The organism is Paenibacillus sp. J31R120, assembly GCF_056269225.1.
In genome coordinates, this window is record NZ_JBWDNN010000002.1 from 252,445 (window position 1) to 273,627 (window position 21,183).

Genomic DNA, 21,183 nt, shown 5'->3' on the forward strand with positions numbered 1-21,183 from the left:
GGACGCTTGCGGTTTTTTATGTTTGGGAATACGCCATGGCGGCAAAGAAGAAGAATAGCCATATGCTAATTAGAGAGTGACAGGAGGGAATACCATGAGTGAGGACAGGAAGACGGGATCGGCCTTTCATGCGAATGAGCGGCTGCGGTTGCTGGAGCGAATGGCGGAGAGCCGGTTGGACGTGCTCGTTATCGGGGGAGGCATTACCGGTGCGGGCATCGCGCTGGATGCGGCAAGCCGCGGCATGAAGGCTGGACTCGTGGAGATGCAGGACTTTGCGGCGGGTACCTCCAGCCGCTCGACCAAGCTGATCCACGGCGGGCTGCGCTACTTGAAGCAGCTGGAGATTGGTGTGGTGGCGGAGGTGGGCAAGGAAAGGGCGATTGTCTATGAGAATGGCCCGCATGTGACGACGCCGGAGCGGATGCTGCTGCCGCTGTATGAAGGAGGGACCTTCGGCAAGCTGACGACCTCTATGGCGCTTCGCTTCTATGACTTTCTGGCGGGCGTGAAGAAGGACGAGCGCCGCAGGATGCTCAGCAGCTCCACGACCTTGCAGCGGGAGCCGCTGCTGAAGCGTAACGGCTTGAAGGGCGGCGGGCTATATGTCGAGTATCGGACGGATGATGCCAGGCTAACGATTGAAGTGCTGAAGAAAGCTGTATCGTGGGGCGCTTTGGCCGTTAATTATGCGAAGGCGGAGGAACTGCGCCGAAGTGCGGACGGGAAGATCGCCGGGGCGATGGTCCGGGATAGGATCGGCGGCGGGCTGTTCCGCGTGGAGGCGGGAATCGTCATTAACGCGACAGGCCCGTGGGTGGATGAGCTCCGCGAGTCGGACGGCTCCCGGCAGGGCAAGACGCTCCATCTGACAAAAGGGGTGCATCTGGTGTTCGACGGCGTGAGGTTCCCGCTTAGGCAGGCCGTCTACTTCGATACGCCGGATGGCCGCATGGTATTCGCGATACCGCGCGAGGGCAAGGCTTATCTAGGGACTACGGATACGGACTATATAGGGGATACGGCGAACCCGGCCATGACGAGGGAGGATCGTGATTACCTGCTGAATGCTGTCAATTCGATGTTCCCGACGCTGGGACTGACGGCAGCTGATGTCGAATCCAGCTGGGCGGGACTGCGCCCGCTTGTTCATCAGGAAGGGAAGTCGCCGTCGGAGATTTCGCGGCGGGACGAGATATTCGTATCCCCATCGGGTCTGCTATCGATAGCAGGCGGCAAGCTGACTGGCTACCGCAAGATGGCGGAAGCCGTCGTCGACCGGGCGGTGAAGCTGGGTCAAGCCGCGGGTGCTCTGGCATTCGGCCCAAGCCAGACAAGAGAGCTGCCGATCTCCGGAGGCGAGACAGGCGGCTCTGATGGCTTCGAGGCGTACGTGTCGGAGAAGACAGCAGCGGGTATGGCGCTGGGCCTCGAAGCGGCGGACGCTTCGGGATTGGCTCGCCGCTACGGCTCGAATGTGGATGTATTGTTCGGCTTGTACCCCGAAGCCATCAAGTTGGCGGAGAAGCATGGCTTGCCGATCAAGCTTGCTCTTCAGCTGCTCTATGCGATTCGCGAGGAGATGACGGTGAAGCCTGTCGATTTTTTCATCCGCCGGACTGGATTATTGTTATTCCATATTAAAGAAGTGCGCAGATGGAAGGGGGCTGTCCTGCAGGCGATGAGCAGCCTGCTAGACTGGAGCGGTTCCGAGCAGGAGTCCTATAGGAGAGAGCTGGATCATGCCCTGGAAGCGGCGACCGTGCCTCTATCTGATTAATGCCCAAAACTTCTCTATTATTGGAATCTTTCAAATGACAGCAATCGACAAAAATATGATAGAATAAGGGAATATACTGTGCGAACATCCTTCGTGCCATCTCTTCCAAGAAGCAGGTGATTCCCATGAGACAGACCAAAGCTATTATAATCGTATTCTTGTTATTCATCATAACGTTCCCTTTCTCATCCGCGACTGCCCATGCAGGCATGTTCGACCGGCTGAAGGACATCTACCAGGCGCCGGATAAGCTCGCCGAGCTGAAGGGGCAGTACGAATCAACCAAGCAGATGCTGGAAGGACAGCTGGAGGCGCAGCAGGAGCAGCTTGAGCTTACCCGCCAGCAAGCCTCGGATCTGCTTGCCCAGCAAGAAGCGCTGCTGGCTCAGCAAGAGGGCCTGCTTACTGAGCAGGAGGAGCTAATGAAGTCCAACGAAACGCTGAGATCGGAGAATCAAGCGCTCATTGCCCAGATGGAGGCAGCCGAAGCGAAGAAACAATCCCTATACAACAAGGCTATATTCATTGCGGTCTCGCTCATCGCCGTCATTGCTGCTTACGCCTTGTCGGTCAGAATTTGGCGCTTTGCCGTCTGGCGCAAGCAGAGACGCAGCGGTCACGGTCATGAGGCTATGCTGCCATGAAGATTCTCACGCCTTCGCCAACTGGCTATGTGCGGGTGCAACTGGATGAGGGGGATGCTTTGCATGTGCTCCATCCCAAGTCGATTGTTGCATATCAAGGCGATCCGCGCAGCCGCGAGGACCGCTTCATGGATATCGGAGGCGTGTACCGCAAGAAGAAGTGGATTCGCTCCCGCTTGCAGGGAACGAGCGAATTTCTGCTAGGCCTTCCGCCTGGTTGTTCCCTGGAGACGATCGACATTCCAGAGGACAGCAGCCTGCTATTCGACTTCCGCCATGTGGCGATGTTCTCCGACGGTATGACCTTCAAAAGCAAGATTCTGAAATGGAAGACAGCCTGGATTACAAGAGAGCTGATTCGGATCAAGTTCAGCGGACCGGGTACACTCGGCGTGTTGACCGCTGGCGATCTGGCGGCGATTCAGCTGCATCCCGACCGGCCTCTCTTTGTCGACAAGAGCGCATTGGTGGCTTATCCCGAGGATGCGGAGATCAAGCTGTCCGTTTACGGGAACTCGCTGGCGAGCCAGCACATGAACGTGCAGTGGGAACTTCGCGGGAGTGGGCCTGTGCTCATTCAGACCGGCTCGCGTGATACTGGCTTGCAGGACAAGCTGACGGGGGACGGCTGGTTCAAGCGGCTACTTCGGGAAGTTCTTCCGTTCGGCAGCGTATATATCAAATAGATTGTCTTCCGATCCATCACCTTGTGAAAAGAGGTGATGGATTTTTTGTATGGAATGAATAATAATGTTTTACATCCATATGTAAGCGATTCCATATTCATAGTGATTATTCAGGGAGACAGAGAGGGGAAACGGAGATGTACAAGGTGCTGCTCGTCGATGATGAAGCGGATGTCAGAGAGGGGCTGCTGGGCGAGATTGATTGGCGCATACATGGCTTTGTGATTGCCGGCACGGCTGAGAACGGCCAGGAAGCGCTGGAGCTATGCGAGAGACTGGCGCCGGATGTAGTTATTACCGATATTAGTATGCCTTTCATTAACGGCCTGGAGCTGTCCCATTGGCTGCGCCAGCACCAGCCGCTGGTGAAGATCGTCATCCTTACCGGATACGATGAATTCGATTATGCGAGGCAAGCGGTCACATTAAGCGTAGACGAATATTTGCTCAAGCCGTTTTCTTCGGATACATTCGCGGAGTTGCTGGGCAAGATCAGAGGCCGGATTGAGGCGGAGGTTGCGGAGCGTGAGGATATGCAGCGGCTGAAGGAGCATTACCGTACCAGCCTGCCTCTGCTCGGCGAAAGCTTCCTTGCGTCCTTGCTTACGCGCAAGCTATCCAAGTCTGTCATAGAGGAGAAAGCGCGAAGCTATGGCCTCCATCTGAAGGGAACAGGGTATAGGGCAGCGGTGCTGGCGCTTCATCAAGGCGAGGACAGCGAAAGTTCCGCCGATTCCGAATCGCTCCGCAGCTCAGGCGATACAGAGCTTATGCTGCAAGCGATGTTGAATATTGCGCGGGAATGGTGGGATTCTGCACAGCTGGGCAGTGCGTTTATCCATCAGGAGAGCGTGGCGCTCATTGGCATGAACAGCGCTGCTGAGGGCGAAGCGTGGGCAACCCGCATGGGCGAGACGCTGGACAATATTGTGCGCAGCATCCGTCATTACTTGAAGCTCTCGACGACGATTGGCGTCGGCTCTGTAGCGGAGGAGCTGTCCCATTTGAAGGACTCCTATTCGGACGCCTTGCTTGCGCTTGATTATCGTCTGGTGCTAGGCCCCGGCAAAGTCATCTATATCGGGGATATGGAGCATCGCGCCGGGGAGAAGCTGCGGCTTGACGATCTGAAGACGGGCGCGCTGATCCGCAGCTTGAAGGTAGGTACGCCATCAGAGCTGCGGGAGGCTGTATCGGCCCTCTTTGCGGAGCCTGCTCGTCACGGGTATGCCTATAGCGATATTCAGGTGTATCTGCTTGAGGTATGCACGACCGTGTGGCGTACGGCCCAGGATGCGGGTCTAGCCTTGGACGAATTGTTCGGGCAGGGCTTCCAGCTTCATATGGAGCTGTTCCGGTTTGCCGGGATGCAGGAGATGGAGCAATGGCTTCAGGACGTGTGCCTTCGCATCATGCAGGAGATTGCCAGCAAGCGGCAATATACCTATAAGGACTTGGTCGAGAAGGCGATTCACTATACGAAAGAAAACTATGGCGATCCCGACCTGTCCATTCAGCAGGTATGCGCCATGCTGCATATTAGCGCGGGGTATTTCAGCGGCGTATTCAAGAAGGAGACGCGCATGACGTTCGTGCAATATTTGATGCATATCCGGATGGAGGCGGCCATGGCGCTGCTTAGGGAGACGGAGCTGAAGGCGTTCGAAATCGCGGAGCGGGTCGGATTCGCCGACCCCAATTACTTCAGCTTCTGCTTCAAGAAGCGGCTCGGCATATCGCCGAAGGAATACCGCGGACGGCTGGAAGCCGGCAGTGGAGAGCTGCTGTCATGAAAGGCGGCATACTGCGGGTTATGCGCGGCCTGGGGCTGCAGCATTGGCAGGACCGGCTTCGGACGAGCAGCATTCAGTCGATCATTATGTGGTCATTTTCGCTATGCCTGCTGTTGATCGTCATGCTTGCTGCTTTCCTGCTTTATAACAAGTTTTCGCGCACGGCGGAACAGAATGTGCTCCTCGGCACGAGCCAGATCGTGGATCAGGTGGGCTACAACCTGGAGGATTATGTAGACGGCATGGCGCAGCTGTACCGGACGATTGAGCAGCATCTGCTGCCCGGAGCCTCCTGGGACGACGAGCAGGTGGCCCAGCAGCTGGATATTCTGATGAGCAGCCGGGATGACATTGTGTCGATCGCGCTATTCGACGACCAGGGAGAGCTGCTGCGCAATCATCCTGCAGAGCCGGTGCGGACGAGCGCCCGCGTAACGGCGCAAAGCTGGTTTCATTCCGCGATGCGGGTATCGAACCACCTCAGCTTCTCACTTCCTCATGTGCAGAATTTGTATGACGGCACGTATAAGTGGGTCGTCTCGATGAGCAAGGGATTGACGATGGAGAAGGACGGCAAGCCCATGAACGTCGTACTGCTTGTAGATATCAATTTCAAAAAAATCGACGAGCTGAGCAGCCGGATCAGTCTGGGCAAGCGCGGCTACGTCTACATTATCGACGAGGGAGCGGGCAATATCGTATATCACCCGCAGCAGCAGCTGATCTATATGGGGCTGCGCAACGAAAGCGTGGAGAAGGCGCTCACCTCAAGCGGCAGCTATATCGACAAGGCGGACGGCGTGAAGCGGCTCAATACGGTCAGATCAGTCTATAACATTGGCTGGAAGGTGGTAGGCGTGGCTTATCTGGACGAGATGATGACAACGAGGGAAGAGATGAACCGTTATTTGATTCAGGTGGCAGCGATCGTACTGGTGCTCTCCATTCTTGTCTCGATGGTGCTTGCTGCGTCGCTCGCCCGTCCCATCAGGCGAATGGGCGCGACGATGAAAGCGGTGGAGCGGGGTGACTTCGACGTTGAGCTGCCGCTGCGCGGACCGCTGGAGGTCGTGCAGTTGTCCAGTCGTTTTAATCTGATGCTGGATAAGATTCGGGGGCTGATGCGGCAAATTATCGTGGAGCAGGAATCCAAGCGGAAGTACGAGCTGGAGGCGCTGCAAGCGCAGATTAATCCCCATTTTCTATACAACACGCTGAATTCAGTCGTTCGTATGGTCGGCATGAGCAAAAACGAGGATATCATCACGATGATTACTTCGCTCTCCAAGCTGTTCCGGATTAGCCTGAGCAAAGGGCGGACGGTCATTAAAGTAAGTGAAGAGCTGGAGCATGCCAGGCATTACCTTACCATTCAGCAAATGCGATTCAAGCAAAAATTCAAGTTCGAGATTGAAGCGGAGGAAGCGGCGCTGGACTGCTATACGCTGAAGCTGGTGTTGCAGCCTTTGATCGAAAACGCGATTGTTCACGGCATTGAATATTTGGTAGACGAAGGATCGATTCGGATTCGGGCGAGGCTGGAAGGAGAGACGCTTGTACTGGAGGTAGCCGACAACGGAGTCGGCATGTCGCAGGAGCAGCTTGCCGGATTGCTGGAGTCTGGAGATGCGCAAGAAGAGGAGGCGCAGTCATCCTCCGGTGGAGGCTCCGGCGTCGCGGTGCGCAATGTGCATGACCGAATCCAGTTGTACTATGGCGCACGGTACGGCTTGTCGTACACAAGCGAACGCGAGGAAGGCACTGTCGCGCAAATTCGAATGCCTGCCGTGCGCAAGGCCGAAGGGGAGAGTGGCCATGAGGAATAGCTATCTGGATAAGGCTTATCGGAGCAAGCCGTGGCTTCGGCTGGCGGCTGCGGCATTGGCTGTACTATGGATAGTTGCATTGGTGGGATGTTCATCGTCCGATATAGAGCCTGGCAAGCTGGAGCCTCGTGCCATCGCGCTTATTGCGCCTGTTCATGCGGAGGAGCAGGGCGATGCGATGCGGCTTGGCGCGGAGGCCGCGGCGAAGGAATACGGCATTCAGCTTCGGTACGCTTCCTTCAAGCCGAGTGAGGATGCTGGCGAGCAGCTGGCTGCTGCGCTGCGCATGGCGGAGGAAGGCGTCTCTGCGATTCTGATTGATCCCGCGAACGGGCAGGTGCTGAAGGAACTGGCGGCTGTCGCTTCGGCAAAGGGCATTCCAGTTGTGGCGCTTAATGATGAGCAGGTTGTCAAAGGCGTACAAGGCGCCATTACAGTTGATCATGTGGAAGCGGGGCGGCAAGCCGGCGAGGCGCTGGCGAAGCTGATCGGCGACCAAGGCTCGGTCGCCATTATGCGCTCCGATCGTTCGGACCCGGACTTGGAGCTTCGTGAAGCGGGCATCCGGGAGTCGCTCGCACAGCATTCCTCTATCCGCATCGTTAAAAACGCTAGCTGCGGCAATTTGCGGGATGCCTGCTGGAACGCGGCGAAGGGCATGCTGGACGCATCGCCGATTGATGGCGCTATTGCGATGGAGTCCGGTGCCTCGCTCGGACTCGCGGATGAGGCCAAGAGACGGGGAGATGCGGGAAGCTTGAAGATTGTGGCGTTCGGCACCCAGGTCGAACAGCTGTCCTTGCTTCAGGACGGTGTTATTCATCAGTTGGTTGTGCAGAACGACTTCAGCTTCGGTTATATCGGCCTGGAGCAGGCGGTTGCGCTTCTCGCGGGCAAGGAGGCAACGGGCCATCCGACGATGCTGGAGACGCGGGTCGTTAATGCGGACAACATGTTCTGGATGAACAACCAGAAGCTGCTTTTCCCGTTCGTGCAGTGATGCGGAGCCGTTGTCGAAGGATGGACTACATAGCTCGTCGGCATGGCGAATGCCGAGGACTGAATGGGAAGGGGTACCGAAGCAGGACGGGCAATGTGAAGTGATGAGAATTTTGCTAGAAGACATGAGAATATTGAATTCGTTTACACGGAGGGATCAGGCATAATGACCATAGCGGGCGGGAGATGGAGCGGAAGAGGCTCCGGCGGCTCAGCGGAATCGAATGGAATGGGGGCTATTGGATGAGGAAAACAGGATGGGCGATGCTGGCGATGGCAACGATGCTGGCCATGACGGCTTGCAGCAGCGGTAGCGGCAAAGAATCTTCCGGCGGCGGGGCGAAAATGGGGGTAGCGATCTACAAGTTTGACGATACGTTCATGACGGGCGTGCGGAATGCGATGTCAGCGGCAGCCGAAGGCAAAGTATCGCTGGACATTGTCGACAGCCAGAATGCGCAGCCGACGCAGAACGAGAAGGTGGACCTGTTCATCTCCAAAAAATATAAAGCCATGATCATCAATCCAGTCGACCGTACGGCGGCAGGCGTTATTATCGACAAAGCGAAAGGCGCGGATATTCCAGTCGTATTCTTGAACCGCGAGCCGATCGCCGAGGATATGAACAAGTGGGATAAAGTGTATTATGTCGGTGCGAAAGCGGAGGAATCAGGCACTATTTCCGGACAGCTGCTGGTCGACTACTGGAACGCAAATAAGGCGGCAGACAAGAATGGCGACGGCAAGCTGCAATATGTCATGCTGCAGGGCGAGCCGGGCCATCAAGACGCGGAGCTGCGGACGAAGTTCTCCGTACAGGCCATTCAAGATGCTGGCATTGAAGTAGAGGCGCTCGCGGAAGATACAGCGATGTGGGATCGCGTGAAAGGCCAAGAGAAAATGCAGGCATTCCTTGCTTCGCACGGCGACAAGATCGAAGCCGTGATCGCCAACAACGACGACATGGCGCTCGGCGCAATCGAAGCGCTTAAGGCGGCAGGTTACTTCGGTGGTGACAAGTATATGCCGGTGATCGGCGTAGACGCAACCGCTCCGGCCATTCAGGCGCTGGAGGATGGCACGCTGCTTGGCACGGTGCTGAACGATGCGAAGAACCAAGGCGCAGCATCGGTAGCGCTGGCGGATGTGCTGGCAAAAGGCGAGACGCCGACCAAAGACAATACGGGCTACGACATTACCGACGGCAAATATGTCTGGATCGCTTACAAGAAAATTACGAAGGACAATGTAGCCGACGCAAAATAAACGGCAGTAGGGAAGGGGCAACGGCATTCCATGGCGTTGCCCCTTTCGCATCATCAAGGGCGGCATAAGAACGACTGACGTGGAGGGAATGCAATGACGGTGACAGATCCTTATGTACTCCAGATGCGCGGAATATCCAAGGCTTTTCCCGGCGTACAGGCGCTGAGCGGTGTGACGCTGAAGGTTAAGCCGGGCACGGTTCATGCACTGATGGGGGAGAACGGCGCAGGGAAGTCGACGCTGATGAAATGCCTGTTTGGCATCTACAAGCCGGATGAAGGAGAGATCGTACTGGATGGCCAGAGGGCGGCGATCGGCAATTCCAGGGATGCGATTGCTCATGGCATATCCATGATCCATCAGGAGCTGCATCCTGTGCAGCATCGCAGCGTCATGGAGAATATATGGCTCGGACGGTTCCCGATGTTCTGGGCGGGGCCGTTCCGGCTGGTGAATGAAAAGCGGATGTATCAGGATACGCTGGATTTGTTCCGCGACCTGGATCTCGATATCGACCCCAAGGCCCGGACGGGCTCGCTGTCCGTCTCCAAAATTCAGTCGCTGGAAATTGCGAAGGCCGTATCATTCAACTCGAAGGTGATTGTCATGGATGAGCCGACCTCCTCGCTTACAGGCAACGAGGTGGAGCAGCTCTTCACGATTATTAACCGCTTGCGGATGCGCGGCGTCTCGATTATCTATATCTCGCACAAGATGGAGGAAATCTTGCGAATCGCCGACGAGGTGACGATTATGCGGGACGGCTGCCTGATCGGCACATGGCCTGCGTCGGAGCTGACGACCGACCTGATCATCACGCGAATGGTAGGCCGGGACTTGAAGGAGCGCTTCCCGCAGCGCACCCATACTCCCGGCATGCCGCTTCTGAAGGTGGAGGGCCTAAGTTCCGTGAATCCGAAGTCGTTCCAGGACATTTCCTTCGAGCTGCGCCGGGGCGAAATCTTGGGTCTTGGCGGGCTGGTAGGCGCGCAGCGGACGGAGCTGGTCGAGGCGCTCTTCGGACTGAGGGGCGTATCCTCCGGCAAGCTGATCATGGATGGCAAGCCGATACGGATCAAGTCCCCGTCCGATGCGAAAAGGCACAATATTGCGCTGCTGACAGAGGAGCGGCGCGTGACGGGGATATTTCCCGTGCTGTCGGTCTATGAGAATACGATTATTGCCAATCTGGGCCGTTACCGGAACCGATTCGGGCTGCTGGACGAGCGAAAGGGCAGGGAAGAGGCGGCGCGCAATGTAGAGCTTCTGAGAACAAAAACGCCATCGGTGAACACGCTGATTCGCAATTTGTCCGGCGGCAACCAGCAGAAGGTGCTGCTGGCGAGATGGCTGCTGACGGAGCCGGATATTTTGCTGCTGGATGAGCCGACAAGAGGCATCGATGTAGGAGCCAAGTTCGAGATTTATACGATTATTGCGGGACTGGCGAAGGAAGGGAAAAGCATCATTATGATCTCGTCCGAGATGCCGGAGCTGCTTGGCATGTCCGATCGGATTATGGTCATGAGCGAAGGAAGGGTCACTGGCATCGTTGAAGGCAAAGGAGCTACGGAGGCAGAGATTATGCGCTTGGCCGCGCAGCAGCGCAGGACGGATGCAAAGGGGAATAGCCATGAACTTACAGTCCAATTTTAGAGTAAAAGATTATATTGCACAGCGCGCAATTTTTATTGTATTAATTGCGCTCGTCATCGGCATTGCGATCGCCGACCCTAACTTTTTGGCGTTTTCGACGCTCCGTGATATATTGCAGCAATCTTCAACGCGGTTAATTATTGCGCTGGGCGCAGCATTCATTCTCATTACAGGCGGCGTTGACTTATCGGCGGGGCGCGTTGTGGGATTGACTGCGGTCATCTCGGCTTCTATGCTGCAGATTGACACCTATGCGAACCGCTTCTTCCCGGACTTGCCGCAGCTATGGGTCGGCATTCCAATTGTGATCGGGATTGCAGCCGGACTTCTGGTCGGATTAATTAACGGCATTATTATTGCGAAGCTGCATGTGCCGCCGTTCATCGCGACGCTCGGGACGATGGTCGGCATCTACGGGGTCAACTCGATCTACTTTGATATGGAGCCGAACCAATCGCAGCCGATCGGCGGACTGCGTAAGGATTTTACCCAATTCGGCTCGGGCTACATCGACCTTGGCGGCGGCTATTCCATTCCGTATATCGTGCTGATCGCCATTGCGGTCGCTCTGATCTGCTGGGTGATCTTCAACAAGACTCGTCTCGGCAAAAACATGTACGCCATCGGCGGCAACGTGCAGGCCGCCCATGTCTCTGGCATTAACGTGGCGCGCAACCTGATCATGATCTATGCCATCTCAGGCGCATTGTACGGTCTGGCAGGGGTGCTCGAAGCTGCCCGTACAGGCGGCGCGACGAACAACTACGGCAACATGTACGAGCTCGACGCGATCGCGGCTTGCGTTGTCGGCGGCGTGTCGACAGCTGGCGGCATCGGTACGGTGCCTGGCGTCATGGCAGGCGTACTCATCTTCGGCGTGATCAACTACGGCTTGACGTTTATCGGCGTCAGTCCGTATTGGCAGCTCATCATTAAAGGTCTGATCATCGTATCGGCCGTCGCGTTCGATATTCGCAAATATATGGCGAAGAAATAATTGCTTGTGGAAAGGCGTCCCTTTGTCGGTTGACGGAGGGATGCTTTTTTGATGGAGAGATGGCGGCTATGTCTTGGAGAGAGAAGCAGTGCTGTGAGGAAACGCTAATGGCGGGAAAGTATCGAAATGAGCGGGTAAGTGTTGTGTGGCAGGGTTAAATGTTCACTTTGGCACTATGGGTGGAAATAGTGTTGTGCGGCACCGTTATATTTTACACTTTAGTATAAGGGCAGGGGGCGGTGCCGCCACTTTTTATGAGCTACAAATCACAGTTGGTGCTGGACTAACGTCTCACAAGGTGCCAGCCAGCAGCTATGTTGGTCTTATTCCTCGTAGCGGCGAAGCGCGATAACTGCGTTATGTCCGCCGAAGCCGAAGGAATTGGACAGGCCGACCGTAAGAGAGGCTTGCCGCGCCACATTCGGCACGTAGTCGAGATCGCAGTCCGGGTCCGGCGTCTCCTGGTTGATCGTCGGCGGAATGATGCCTTCCTGCAGGCTCTTCACGAGCGCGATCGCTTCCGCGCCGCCTGCCGCGCCGAACATATGGCCAATCATAGACTTGTTGGCCGTCACGGGAATGCTGCGCGCACGCTCGCCGAACAACCGTTTGATAGCAGCAGTCTCGGAGCGGTCGCCAAGCTCGGTGCTGGTGGCATGGGCGCTGATGACATCAATGTCCTCCGGCTGCAGCCCGGCACTGCGCAGCGCCTGTCTCATCGCCAGGTAGGCGCCTGCTCCTTCGGGATGGGTCGCAACCATGTGATACGCATCGGAGCTGGCTCCGTATCCGATCACTTCGGCATGGATGCGTGCCCCTCTGCGGAGAGCATGGGACAGCGACTCCAAGATGATGATACCCGCTCCTTCGCCCATAACGAAGCCGTCTCTTCCAGCGTCGAACGGCCTGCTGGCTCGTGTCGGGTCATCATTGCGCGTCGATAGTGATGTTGCATTGCCGAAGCTGGCGAGGGAAATATCGGAGATGGCTGCCTCGGCTCCTCCGGCTACCACCGCATCGGCTTCGCCGGAGCGGATCAAGCGCCACGCTTCCCCGATTGCCGTATTGCCGATCGAGCAAGCCGTAACAGGGGAAAGGGTAGGCCCGGTGAGGCCATAATGGATACTGATCGTTGCGGCAGCCATGTTGGAGATCAGCATCGGCACAAGCGTCGGGCTGACGCGCTCCGGCCCTCGCTCCGCCAGTACTTTGGCTTGATCGAGCAGTGTCCCGATTCCGCCGATGCCGGAGCCAACGTATACGCCGATCCGTTCCTTGTCCGCAGCACCTAGATTAAGACCCGAGTCTACTATGGCTTCTTCCGCAGCTGCGAGAGCGAATTGTGTGAATCGGTCCATCCGCCGCGCTTCTTTGCGGCCGAATCGTTCCTCGGCATCAAAGCCTTTCACAAGACCGGCAATTTTGGTTTTATGTCTGGATGTATCGAAAGCATCGATGATGCCAATGCCCGACTCCCCCCGAATTAATCGCTGCCAAAAAGCTTCTACATCATTGCCGAGCGGCGACAGCACGCCCATTCCTGTAATGACGACTCTCTCCATCTATTTCATCTCCTTAGCATGTTGCTTGAATTGAACCTAGTGTGTCATAGAAGTTATCCTATTACCAGTTTTCGTTTATACTAGTATTAAGAGCACTATGATAATAGCTTGGAGGAACACAAGATGAATTCTGAAGCCAGACTACATGCCTTATCCGAGTTTTTGAAATCAAAGCGGGCCATGCTCCGGCCGGAGTCGTTCGGCATGCCGTCAGGTTCCCGGCGAAGAACGCCGGGACTGCGTCGGGAAGAGGTCGCCCAACTAGCGGATGTCAGCTTAACCTGGTATACCTGGCTGGAGCAGGGACGGGATATCCGGGTATCTCCTTCAGTCCTGAACAGTGTTGCCAAAGCACTGCAGCTTAATGAAGACGAACGGAAATATATGCTGACGCTGGCACTGGAATCGGACAGCGAGCAATCAGAGCCCGACCATGCGTCGCCAGCCGTTCCGTCCTCGTTGAAATATATTATCGATGAGCTGAGACATTGCCCGGTTATCGTATCGGATCGTCGCTGCGGCATCGTGGGATGGAATGATGCGGCAGCGTATGTTTTTCTAGATTTTGCCGAAGTACCGGTTGCCGAGCGCAACATGGTGAGACTGCTGTTTGCCAGGAAAGAGCTGCGTCGTCTGGCGGCCAACTGGGAGCACTTTGCGGGCGGCTTCCTCGCGATGTTCCGGTCTTATTACGGTCAATACGTCAAGGACGAATGGTATGAACAATTTATAAGCGAGATGAAAGCAAGCTATCCGGATTTCACAAGATTATGGGAGGAAAGCGGGGTCAGCTACGCGCCTGAGGTGTCTCTTGAGTTCCGTCATGCCCAAGCGGGCAAGATGCTGTTCCATCTGACGTCCATGCAGGCACAGGGAAGCTCGGAGCTGCGTTGCAGCATCTATACACCGGCACCGGGCTCTCCAACAGAGTCCAAACTAAGGCAGATGCTCGCCCGCAGAGAAAGCCATGAGATTCACGATTAGCGCTTCCGTGATAATCGCGAAAAGTAAAATGACGCGTCAGACTGAAGTCAGTCGGCACGTCATTTTTTTTGCTGAAATGCGGTTTGCACACGTTAACAGATCACGCTACTTCTTTAAATAGCGGTTGTAATAGGCAAGGTTGAACGCCTTAACGAAGTTGGCCGCGAATCTCCCCGTCCGGATTCTGGCGAGTATGCACGTTAACATAAGCATTGCCGCGTTCAATTTCGCGAATTAGACGGCGAATCGAAGAGCCGGCTAATGGACCCACAAGATCGCGATCTCGTAATGTGCCGGTAATGACACCTCGTCTGAACGATACGCCTTGATTGTTCGGGCCGAATAGGAAGGCGACGACAGGACCGTTCTGGCCAGGACGGCCCAGATGAATATGGGCGGCGGTTACGCGTCTGATATTGCGAAGCGACAGCCGGAATCTGAGGCGGCGATTGCGTCTGCGTCTGTTCCCGTTATTGCGGTCTCCACCATTGTTCTCATCCCCATTGCGGTCGTTGCCGTTGCGGCGGTCGATTTCACGTAAAATCACATTGCCGGAAGCATTCGTGCGAACAGGCGGCACTTCGTTCCGTCCTCTCAGAAAAGCTCTGAAAGTAGCGATAGGACATTCCTCCTTTGCGGTTCATACAGTAGCGTATTCATCGCATGATGGAGCATCCTGTTTTCCTGTACCCGGGGCTTCAATGGAATTTCATAGATTGTGAAATCGGGACGCCATGTAAGGGCTAGTGAATTAGCGATTCCGGATTAATGTAGGTTTCGTTTTTCAGAACTTGAAATTTCAAGTGAGGTCCTACACTTTGACCGGTTGATCCTATTGTGCCTATTTGTTGACCTTGCTTCACTTCCTCGCCGGCTTCAACCAGCATTTCCTTCAAGTGCTGATACACCGATTCAATATTATCGGCATGTACGATGACGATTTGATTGCCTTCTACGCCTCCATATCCGGCTGCTTCAATAATGCCGTCTGCTGCAGCGTATACGGGAGTTCCTTCTTTGCTGACAATTTCAAGCCCGTTGCTGGTCCGAGTCTTATTCTGGGATTCTTGTTTCGAATCGCCAAAACGGAGCTTAATTGTTCCTTCAGCTGGAAGAATATACAAGCCGGCACCCGGCTGAGAATGAGGCCGAGACTGCTGCTTGGCATGAATAGACACACTAGAGAAGATAGCGATCGCAAAAATAGTTACGATAATGGCAGCTTTGATAGTAAAAGCGGATTTCTTTTTCATGGCAATCATTTGGATTCTCCTTTTGATGAGCGTTGTTTTTCCTGAGACAAAGGGAACGAGTGCGCTTCTCTTTGTAGAAGACATGAATTCCAGTACCTTGATCATGGTGCTGCCATAGCTCTTTTTATCTACCCAATTCGTAGCCAAAGCGTCGCAGGACAACTCCTGGTCCTCTCTCATTTTGAACCAGGCGAGCCATAGGAGAGGATTGAACCAATGCAGCAGTAGAAGCGCCGTCATGATCCCGTTCCATAACGCATCTTTTCTTCGGATATGGATAAGCTCATGCAGTAAAATCGACTTCCAATCCTCCTTGTCGATATGACCGACTAGGCTGGCAGGAACGAGAATTTTGGGCTTCCACCAGCCATAAGTAGCAGGGGTTTTGATATGGGTAGAAAGTCGAAGCTCCACATGTTGGCGAAAGTTCAGGCGTATCTGGCACTCTGCAAGCCATTCCAATAGGTTGGGAGGCACGACGGCAGGCTGTTCAGAGGTCAGCTTCCTTCTCCAACTGAAATTGGAATAAGCGTATAGAATACCAAGGATGAAGACACCGGAAAGCCATATCGGGAAGAGGATGTCCTTCCAAATGATCTTGCTAGTCGAACTTTCTGCCGTTAGCTGTGACGGAATCGTGCTTAGGCTGGACGGGTTGTCAGGCATAGGCTCTACGATGTGTCCATCGTAAATGCCTTGATCGACACCTTCAATGATACCGGAAGGGAACGGCAAACTTAAAAACTCAATAGACGGCGCCCAGGGAGAAGCGAGACGGATAATCAGGACGAGCCATAGGAAATAGAATACCCTGGCGGAAATTTGATATCGCAGCAAGCTTCTCGCAGTCAAAAGAATAATCGCCGTCAGCACAGCTGTCGGAGTGGCTGCCAGCGTCCAATGGAACAAGGCTGCAAGCGGGGAGGGGACATCCATCACAGGCTACTCCTTTTCATCCAAAATCCGTTTCAGCTCCTGGATTTCTTCTCTGGTAAGCTTCTCATCCTCCAAGAAATGAATAAGCATCGGCGCAGGTGAACCCTTATAGAACCGCTGCACAAATGATTTTCGTTCCGACCTGTAGCATTCATCCTTCGATACAGCGGGTGAATAGTAGTACGTTTTGCCTTCAGCGACAAATGAAATAGCTTCTTTTTTCAACAATCTGCTAATGAGTGCCTTGACCGTCTTTGGCATCCAAGCCTTATCATCTCCAAGCGTTTCGATGACTTCCTGCGCAGTAATAGGGGATTTGCGCCATAAGATCGACATGACTTCCCACTCCGCTTCAGAGATGGAGGGAATATCGCGCATGCTAGCACTCTCCTTTTCAATGAATTACACGTGTAATCTTAAATAGATTACATGCGTAATCGATAATTGTCAACTGTTGTAAAGAAGTCTGTTTTTAATCGCGCCTTCCAAAAGGTATAATGGTGTAGAAATCGTATGAGCTGGGAGGAGAGTCGTTATGAAGTATAGACGTTTGGGCAGTACGAACCTGCATGTGTCGGTGATCGGTATTGGGACCTGGCAGTTCGGCGGAGAGTGGGGCCGCGAATATACGCAAGCGGAAGCAGATGCGATTCTGGATAAAGGGCATGAACTCGGCATCAATCTGATCGATACGGCAGAATGCTACGGCGACCACTTATCGGAGAGTTTGATTGGCGATTATTTGAGCCGGAGAAACCGCGAGGACTGGATCGTCGCGACGAAGTTCGGGCATCACTTCCATAACCTGTTCACGCGTACAGACGTATACGATGCAGCGGGCGTGACCGCTCAGCTCGACGCTTCGCTGAAGGCGCTGAAGCTGGATTACATTGATTTGTATCAATTCCATTCCGGACCGGATGTTGCATTCGATAACGATGAGCTGTGGACGACACTGGACAAGCAGGTTCAAGCCGGCAAGATCCGGTTCCTCGGTACGTCGGTCGGCAAAAATGACAATTTGCATCAGACCGATGCCTCGACAAGCGTCAATTCCCGCACGATCCAGGTCGTGTACAATCGTCTGGACCGCAAGCCGGAGGAGCAAGTCTTCCCGTCCTGCGAGCGCCAGGATCTGGGTGTACTTGCCCGCGTTCCGCTTGCGAGCGGCTACTTGAGCGGCAAATACAAGCCTGGAGCGGTATTTGCGAACAATGATGTGCGCCATCGCCATGATGCTGAGGCTACGCGGCAGAAGCTGGAGGAAGTAGAGCACATCGCTCGCGAGGAAGTGCCTGCAGGCGTGGATATGGCTAGCTGGGCGCTGGCATGGTGCTTGAAGCACCCGGCGGTAACGACGGTTATACCTGGCTGTAAGGACCCGGCTCAGGTGGAATCCAATGCGCGTGCGGCAGAGCTGCTGACGGAGCCCCATCCGCAGGACGTAGCCGGGAAGTAAGAAGAGGGGCAAGAGCTCGCAGGGACCATCCCTTCCAAGATTGGACCTGAACAGCGCAGAAGCTTATCAATCGGCTGATCATCTCATAAACACAGACGCCTCCAAAGCCATGGTTCAAGTGGTGACGGGGCGTCCTTTTTTATACCTTCCTTAAATCCCATAAATAGACTATAATACTGCTGAATCCGGCTGCATCGACACGTATCTACATAGACCGCGAGAGGGGGGCGCGACGATGAAGCTGAGAACGTATTTTTTGTTATCGTTTGCATGTCTAATTATCGTAGTAATCGTCTCCATGAGTGTAGTGATTAGCCAGAGAACCAGCCATGAGGTCAGAGAGGAAATAGGCGGCTCGCTCGCTGCGCTTGCCTATCAGATGTCCGATAAGCTGGATTATTATATGTGGTCGCGCTACAACGAAATTTTGTTGTTAAGCCATTTGAAAGCGCTGCGCTTTCCTTCGGATTTGGAAGAAGTGAGGGGGCTATTGCGTGAGCTGAACAAAAATATACCTTCCTTCTCATGGGTAGGGCTGTCCGATCCGGATGGGAACATACTGGCATCTACAGGAGGCATTCTGGTAGGCAGCAGCATTGCCGGGCGTCCGGTGTACAAGGAAGCGCTGGAGAAGCCGTTCATAGGCGATGTGCATGATGCGGTGCTCTTATCGGAGCTGCTGCCGAACCCTACGGGAGAGCCGCTGAAATTCGTTGATATCAGTACACCGTTGTTCGATGAAAACGGGAAGCTGACGGGCGTATTGGCAGCCCATCTGAGCTGGGAATGGACCAAGGAAATAAAGTTCTCCGTACTTAAATCACTGCAAGGGGACAGTAAGAACGCGATTGAAGTATTCATCTTAAGTGCGATAGACGATACGGTGCTGCTTGGTCCGGACTCCTGGGCCGGCAAGAAGCTCGTACTTAAAGGAGCCGGGCAATATAGCGGGACTAACGAATGGACGGTCCAGCAATGGCCGGATGGTCGGTCTTACTTGACGGGCTTTGCGCAAGGCGCAGGCTACAACAATTATCCCGGAATGGGCTGGAAAATTATCGTTCGTCAGCCTGCCGAGGTTGCTTTTGCTCCCATTCACTCGCTCGTAAAAGATATCGTATTGCTAGGCGTAGTGCTTACCTTGCTCTTCTCCGTACTGGCGTGGTTGTTTGCGGGAAACATTTCGAAGCCGCTCTCCCGGATTGCGGAAGCAGCCGATCGACTGCGGCGGGGGGAGAAGACAGAGATTCCGCAAGCTCGGGGGATTAAGGATATTGAAGTGTTGTCCGCCTCACTGCGCGGGCTCATTGCAGAGCTGACGGCTACGGAATCCGAGCTGGTCAAGATGGAAGATCAGGCTCATCGGGACAAGCTTACCGGACTGTTAAACCGTTCATCGTTGGAGGTTAGTGTTACAAGAGCAATCCAGCATGCTGAGGAGAAGCACGGCGCGCTGGCTTTTCTCTATATGGACCTTGACGGGTTCAAGGGCGTAAACGATTCACTTGGTCACGACGCAGGAGATGAGCTGCTTCGCCAAGCCGCGACACGCATAAGGAACTGCATGAATACGCAAGATTATGCATTCCGCATGGGAGGAGACGAATTTGTTGCCATCTTGACCGTCCCGCTGCAAGGAGCGCTGCTGGAAGCAAACGATGCGGCCAATCGCATATTGGAGAACCTGCGCGTGCCGTTCGAATTGGAAGTCGGAATTGCGAAGGTAAGCTGCAGTATCGGCGCAGCCATGTGGCCGGATAACGGGACGGACCCGCAGCTGCTGCTGAAGCTGGCTGACCAAGCGCTGTACGCCTCCAAGAGCAAAGGGAAAAACAAGCTGACTTTTGCCATAACCGAACATGCTTCTTAACAGAAGGCGCCTAGCGATAGGCGTCTTTTTTGACGAAATGATTTTTGCGGTAGGAAATTCGAATTTATGCTATATTTGGATTGCTGTGCCGTTATAAAGAATATCCATAGATGGTCAAGGGGGCTTATATGGAACACTTTCTCAAAGATTTTCTATTAAATGTGCTAATTATTTCATCCCCGTTCGTGCTGTACCCCTTTTTGTACAGGCTGAAAAACCGTCTGTTGTACTATCGCTCCCTGATGTTCTTTATTTTTGCGCTGGCTTTGATTGTAACCATGTGCTTCCCAGTAAAAGTTAGCGGCTTCAACTACGACTTCAGGTCCATACCGCTGACCATCGGTTCCTTGTACGGAGGGGGCGCCATCGCTCTGCTGCTCTACGGGACGCTGATCGTAACCCGTTATTTGCTAGGCGGTCCCGATAATTTGATCTACGCTATCTCCCTATTGTCCACTTACCTGATCGTCTACATAGCTATTCGCAAATTCCAGCATGCGTCACTGGCCTGGAAGATCGCTTGGGCCGTTATCCTCAGCATCCTCATTAAGTTGATTACACTCCTTTTATTTCTCACGATTACGAACCAGCAGCAGTATTTGCTGAATCAACCGTTGCACTTGCTCACTACCTATGCGATGCAAGCTTTGATCGTTGGGATTACGGTCTATGCCATTGAATTTTTGAACAGGCATTATCATATGCAGGAAGAAGTCCTGAAGAGCGAGAAGATGCGGCTTGTCAGCGACATGGCGGCATCGGTCGCCCATGAGATCCGCAATCCGCTCACCGCCGTCCGAGGTTTTATCCATCTGCTCGGCGCACCCGGCATTCAACCGGAGAAAAAAGAATTCTACAAAAATATTTGCTTCTCCGAGTTGGACCGGGCGGAGCATATTATTGCGGATTATTTGTCGCTGGCCAGAACAGATCCCGAGCTGATGGAAGCGATCAATGTGAATGTCGAGGTCGAATACTTGTCTAACATTCTGCTGACCTACGCGAACTTCAATAATGTGCATCTGTCCGTTCAACTGACGAATGGTGAAGTGCCGCTGACGATGGGAGACAAGTACAAGTTCCGCCAAGCGTTAATTAATATTGGGAAAAATGCGATTGAGGCGATGCCAAACGGCGGAACGCTGGAGCTGGTGACCGAATGCCGCAACGATATGGCAACCGTCATGATTCGCGACACGGGAAGCGGCATGTCGGGCGATCAGCTGAAGCGTCTTGGAACGCCTTATTATTCGACCAAGGAGAAGGGGACGGGTCTCGGTATGATGATTTCCTTCAGCATTATTAAGAAGATGCACGGAAAAATCGATGTGAGGAGCGAGGTGGGCAAGGGAACCCGCTTTACGCTTGATTTTCCCCGGTATAAGACCGTAGCGATAGTATAGAAGGAATTTGGATTCAGATTTTCTATGGAAAAGGGACTAATCTATGAAAATTTTTTCAAAAATTTAGGG

The 21,183-nt window shown here is 54.1% G+C and carries 17 protein-coding genes; 13 read left to right on the forward strand and 4 right to left on the reverse strand.

The window, feature by feature from the left end; translation table 11 throughout:
* Positions 1-94: 94 nt before the first annotated feature.
* The 9 genes from AC0YNW_RS07775 (at position 95) to mglC (ending at position 11,647) form a co-directional block, all read left to right on the forward strand.
* Positions 95-1,780 carry a glycerol-3-phosphate dehydrogenase/oxidase gene (locus tag AC0YNW_RS07775; protein ID WP_475831454.1) on the forward strand — a complete coding sequence of 562 codons (1,686 nt, stop codon included), beginning with the start codon at positions 95-97 and terminating at the stop codon, positions 1,778-1,780.
* Between the two features lie 125 nt (positions 1,781-1,905).
* Positions 1,906-2,424 (forward strand): hypothetical protein, encoded by a 519-nt coding sequence (locus tag AC0YNW_RS07780; RefSeq protein ID WP_387478124.1) that lies wholly within the window; start codon positions 1,906-1,908, stop codon positions 2,422-2,424.
* Positions 2,421-3,110 carry an AIM24 family protein gene (locus tag AC0YNW_RS07785; protein ID WP_475831455.1) on the forward strand — a complete coding sequence of 230 codons (690 nt, stop codon included), beginning with the start codon at positions 2,421-2,423 and terminating at the stop codon, positions 3,108-3,110. Before AC0YNW_RS07780 ends, AC0YNW_RS07785 begins: the two co-directional genes overlap by 4 nt.
* A gap of 137 nt (positions 3,111-3,247) precedes the next feature.
* A complete protein-coding gene (locus AC0YNW_RS07790; RefSeq protein ID WP_475831456.1) occupies positions 3,248-4,903 on the forward strand; it encodes a response regulator in 1,656 nt (551 codons plus the stop codon).
* Positions 4,900-6,729, forward strand: coding sequence for a cache domain-containing sensor histidine kinase (locus tag AC0YNW_RS07795; RefSeq protein WP_475831457.1), 1,830 nt, complete (start codon positions 4,900-4,902; stop codon positions 6,727-6,729). Before AC0YNW_RS07790 ends, AC0YNW_RS07795 begins: the two co-directional genes overlap by 4 nt.
* The gene (locus AC0YNW_RS07800; protein WP_475831458.1) at positions 6,719-7,729 is read left to right on the forward strand and encodes a substrate-binding domain-containing protein; all 1,011 of its coding nucleotides are present in this window, start codon (positions 6,719-6,721) and stop codon (positions 7,727-7,729) included. Before AC0YNW_RS07795 ends, AC0YNW_RS07800 begins: the two co-directional genes overlap by 11 nt.
* A gap of 242 nt (positions 7,730-7,971) precedes the next feature.
* Entirely contained in the window at positions 7,972-8,994 is a 1,023-nt protein-coding gene (locus AC0YNW_RS07805; protein WP_475831459.1) for a galactose ABC transporter substrate-binding protein, read from the forward strand.
* A 93-nt stretch (positions 8,995-9,087) separates the two neighbouring features.
* A complete protein-coding gene (locus AC0YNW_RS07810) occupies positions 9,088-10,650 on the forward strand; it encodes a sugar ABC transporter ATP-binding protein (RefSeq protein WP_475831460.1) in 1,563 nt (520 codons plus the stop codon).
* A complete protein-coding gene (mglC, locus tag AC0YNW_RS07815) occupies positions 10,628-11,647 on the forward strand; it encodes a galactose/methyl galactoside ABC transporter permease MglC (protein WP_387478143.1) in 1,020 nt (339 codons plus the stop codon). Before AC0YNW_RS07810 ends, mglC begins: the two co-directional genes overlap by 23 nt.
* A gap of 323 nt (positions 11,648-11,970) precedes the next feature.
* Here mglC and fabF read toward each other — a convergent pair whose 3' ends face one another.
* On the reverse strand, positions 11,971-13,209 hold the full coding sequence (gene fabF, locus AC0YNW_RS07820) for a beta-ketoacyl-ACP synthase II (RefSeq protein WP_475831461.1): 1,239 nt from the start codon (positions 13,207-13,209) through the stop codon (positions 11,971-11,973).
* Between the two features lie 123 nt (positions 13,210-13,332).
* Between fabF and AC0YNW_RS07825 the strand changes: the two genes are divergently transcribed.
* On the forward strand, positions 13,333-14,193 hold the full coding sequence (locus AC0YNW_RS07825; RefSeq protein ID WP_475831462.1) for a helix-turn-helix transcriptional regulator: 861 nt from the start codon (positions 13,333-13,335) through the stop codon (positions 14,191-14,193).
* 148 nt (positions 14,194-14,341) lie between these two features.
* Here AC0YNW_RS07825 and AC0YNW_RS07830 read toward each other — a convergent pair whose 3' ends face one another.
* The 3 genes from AC0YNW_RS07830 to AC0YNW_RS07840 all read right to left on the reverse strand — a co-directional run bounded on the left by AC0YNW_RS07830 (position 14,342) and on the right by AC0YNW_RS07840 (position 16,760).
* Positions 14,342-14,812 carry a CHRD domain-containing protein gene (locus tag AC0YNW_RS07830; protein ID WP_475832179.1) on the reverse strand — a complete coding sequence of 157 codons (471 nt, stop codon included), beginning with the start codon at positions 14,810-14,812 and terminating at the stop codon, positions 14,342-14,344.
* A 124-nt stretch (positions 14,813-14,936) separates the two neighbouring features.
* The gene (locus AC0YNW_RS07835; RefSeq protein ID WP_475831463.1) at positions 14,937-16,382 is read right to left on the reverse strand and encodes a M56 family metallopeptidase; all 1,446 of its coding nucleotides are present in this window, start codon (positions 16,380-16,382) and stop codon (positions 14,937-14,939) included.
* Between the two features lie 6 nt (positions 16,383-16,388).
* Entirely contained in the window at positions 16,389-16,760 is a 372-nt protein-coding gene (locus AC0YNW_RS07840; RefSeq protein WP_475831464.1) for a BlaI/MecI/CopY family transcriptional regulator, read from the reverse strand.
* 157 nt (positions 16,761-16,917) lie between these two features.
* Between AC0YNW_RS07840 and AC0YNW_RS07845 the strand changes: the two genes are divergently transcribed.
* The 3 genes from AC0YNW_RS07845 to AC0YNW_RS07855 all read left to right on the forward strand — a co-directional run bounded on the left by AC0YNW_RS07845 (position 16,918) and on the right by AC0YNW_RS07855 (position 21,114).
* Entirely contained in the window at positions 16,918-17,841 is a 924-nt protein-coding gene (locus AC0YNW_RS07845; RefSeq protein WP_475831465.1) for an aldo/keto reductase, read from the forward strand.
* Between the two features lie 235 nt (positions 17,842-18,076).
* Complete coding sequence (locus tag AC0YNW_RS07850) at positions 18,077-19,711, forward strand: sensor domain-containing diguanylate cyclase (RefSeq protein WP_475831466.1); 1,635 nt, start codon at positions 18,077-18,079, stop codon at positions 19,709-19,711.
* Positions 19,712-19,839: 128 nt separating this feature from the next.
* Positions 19,840-21,114, forward strand: coding sequence for an ATP-binding protein (locus AC0YNW_RS07855; RefSeq protein WP_475831467.1), 1,275 nt, complete (start codon positions 19,840-19,842; stop codon positions 21,112-21,114).
* Positions 21,115-21,183 lie beyond the last annotated feature (69 nt).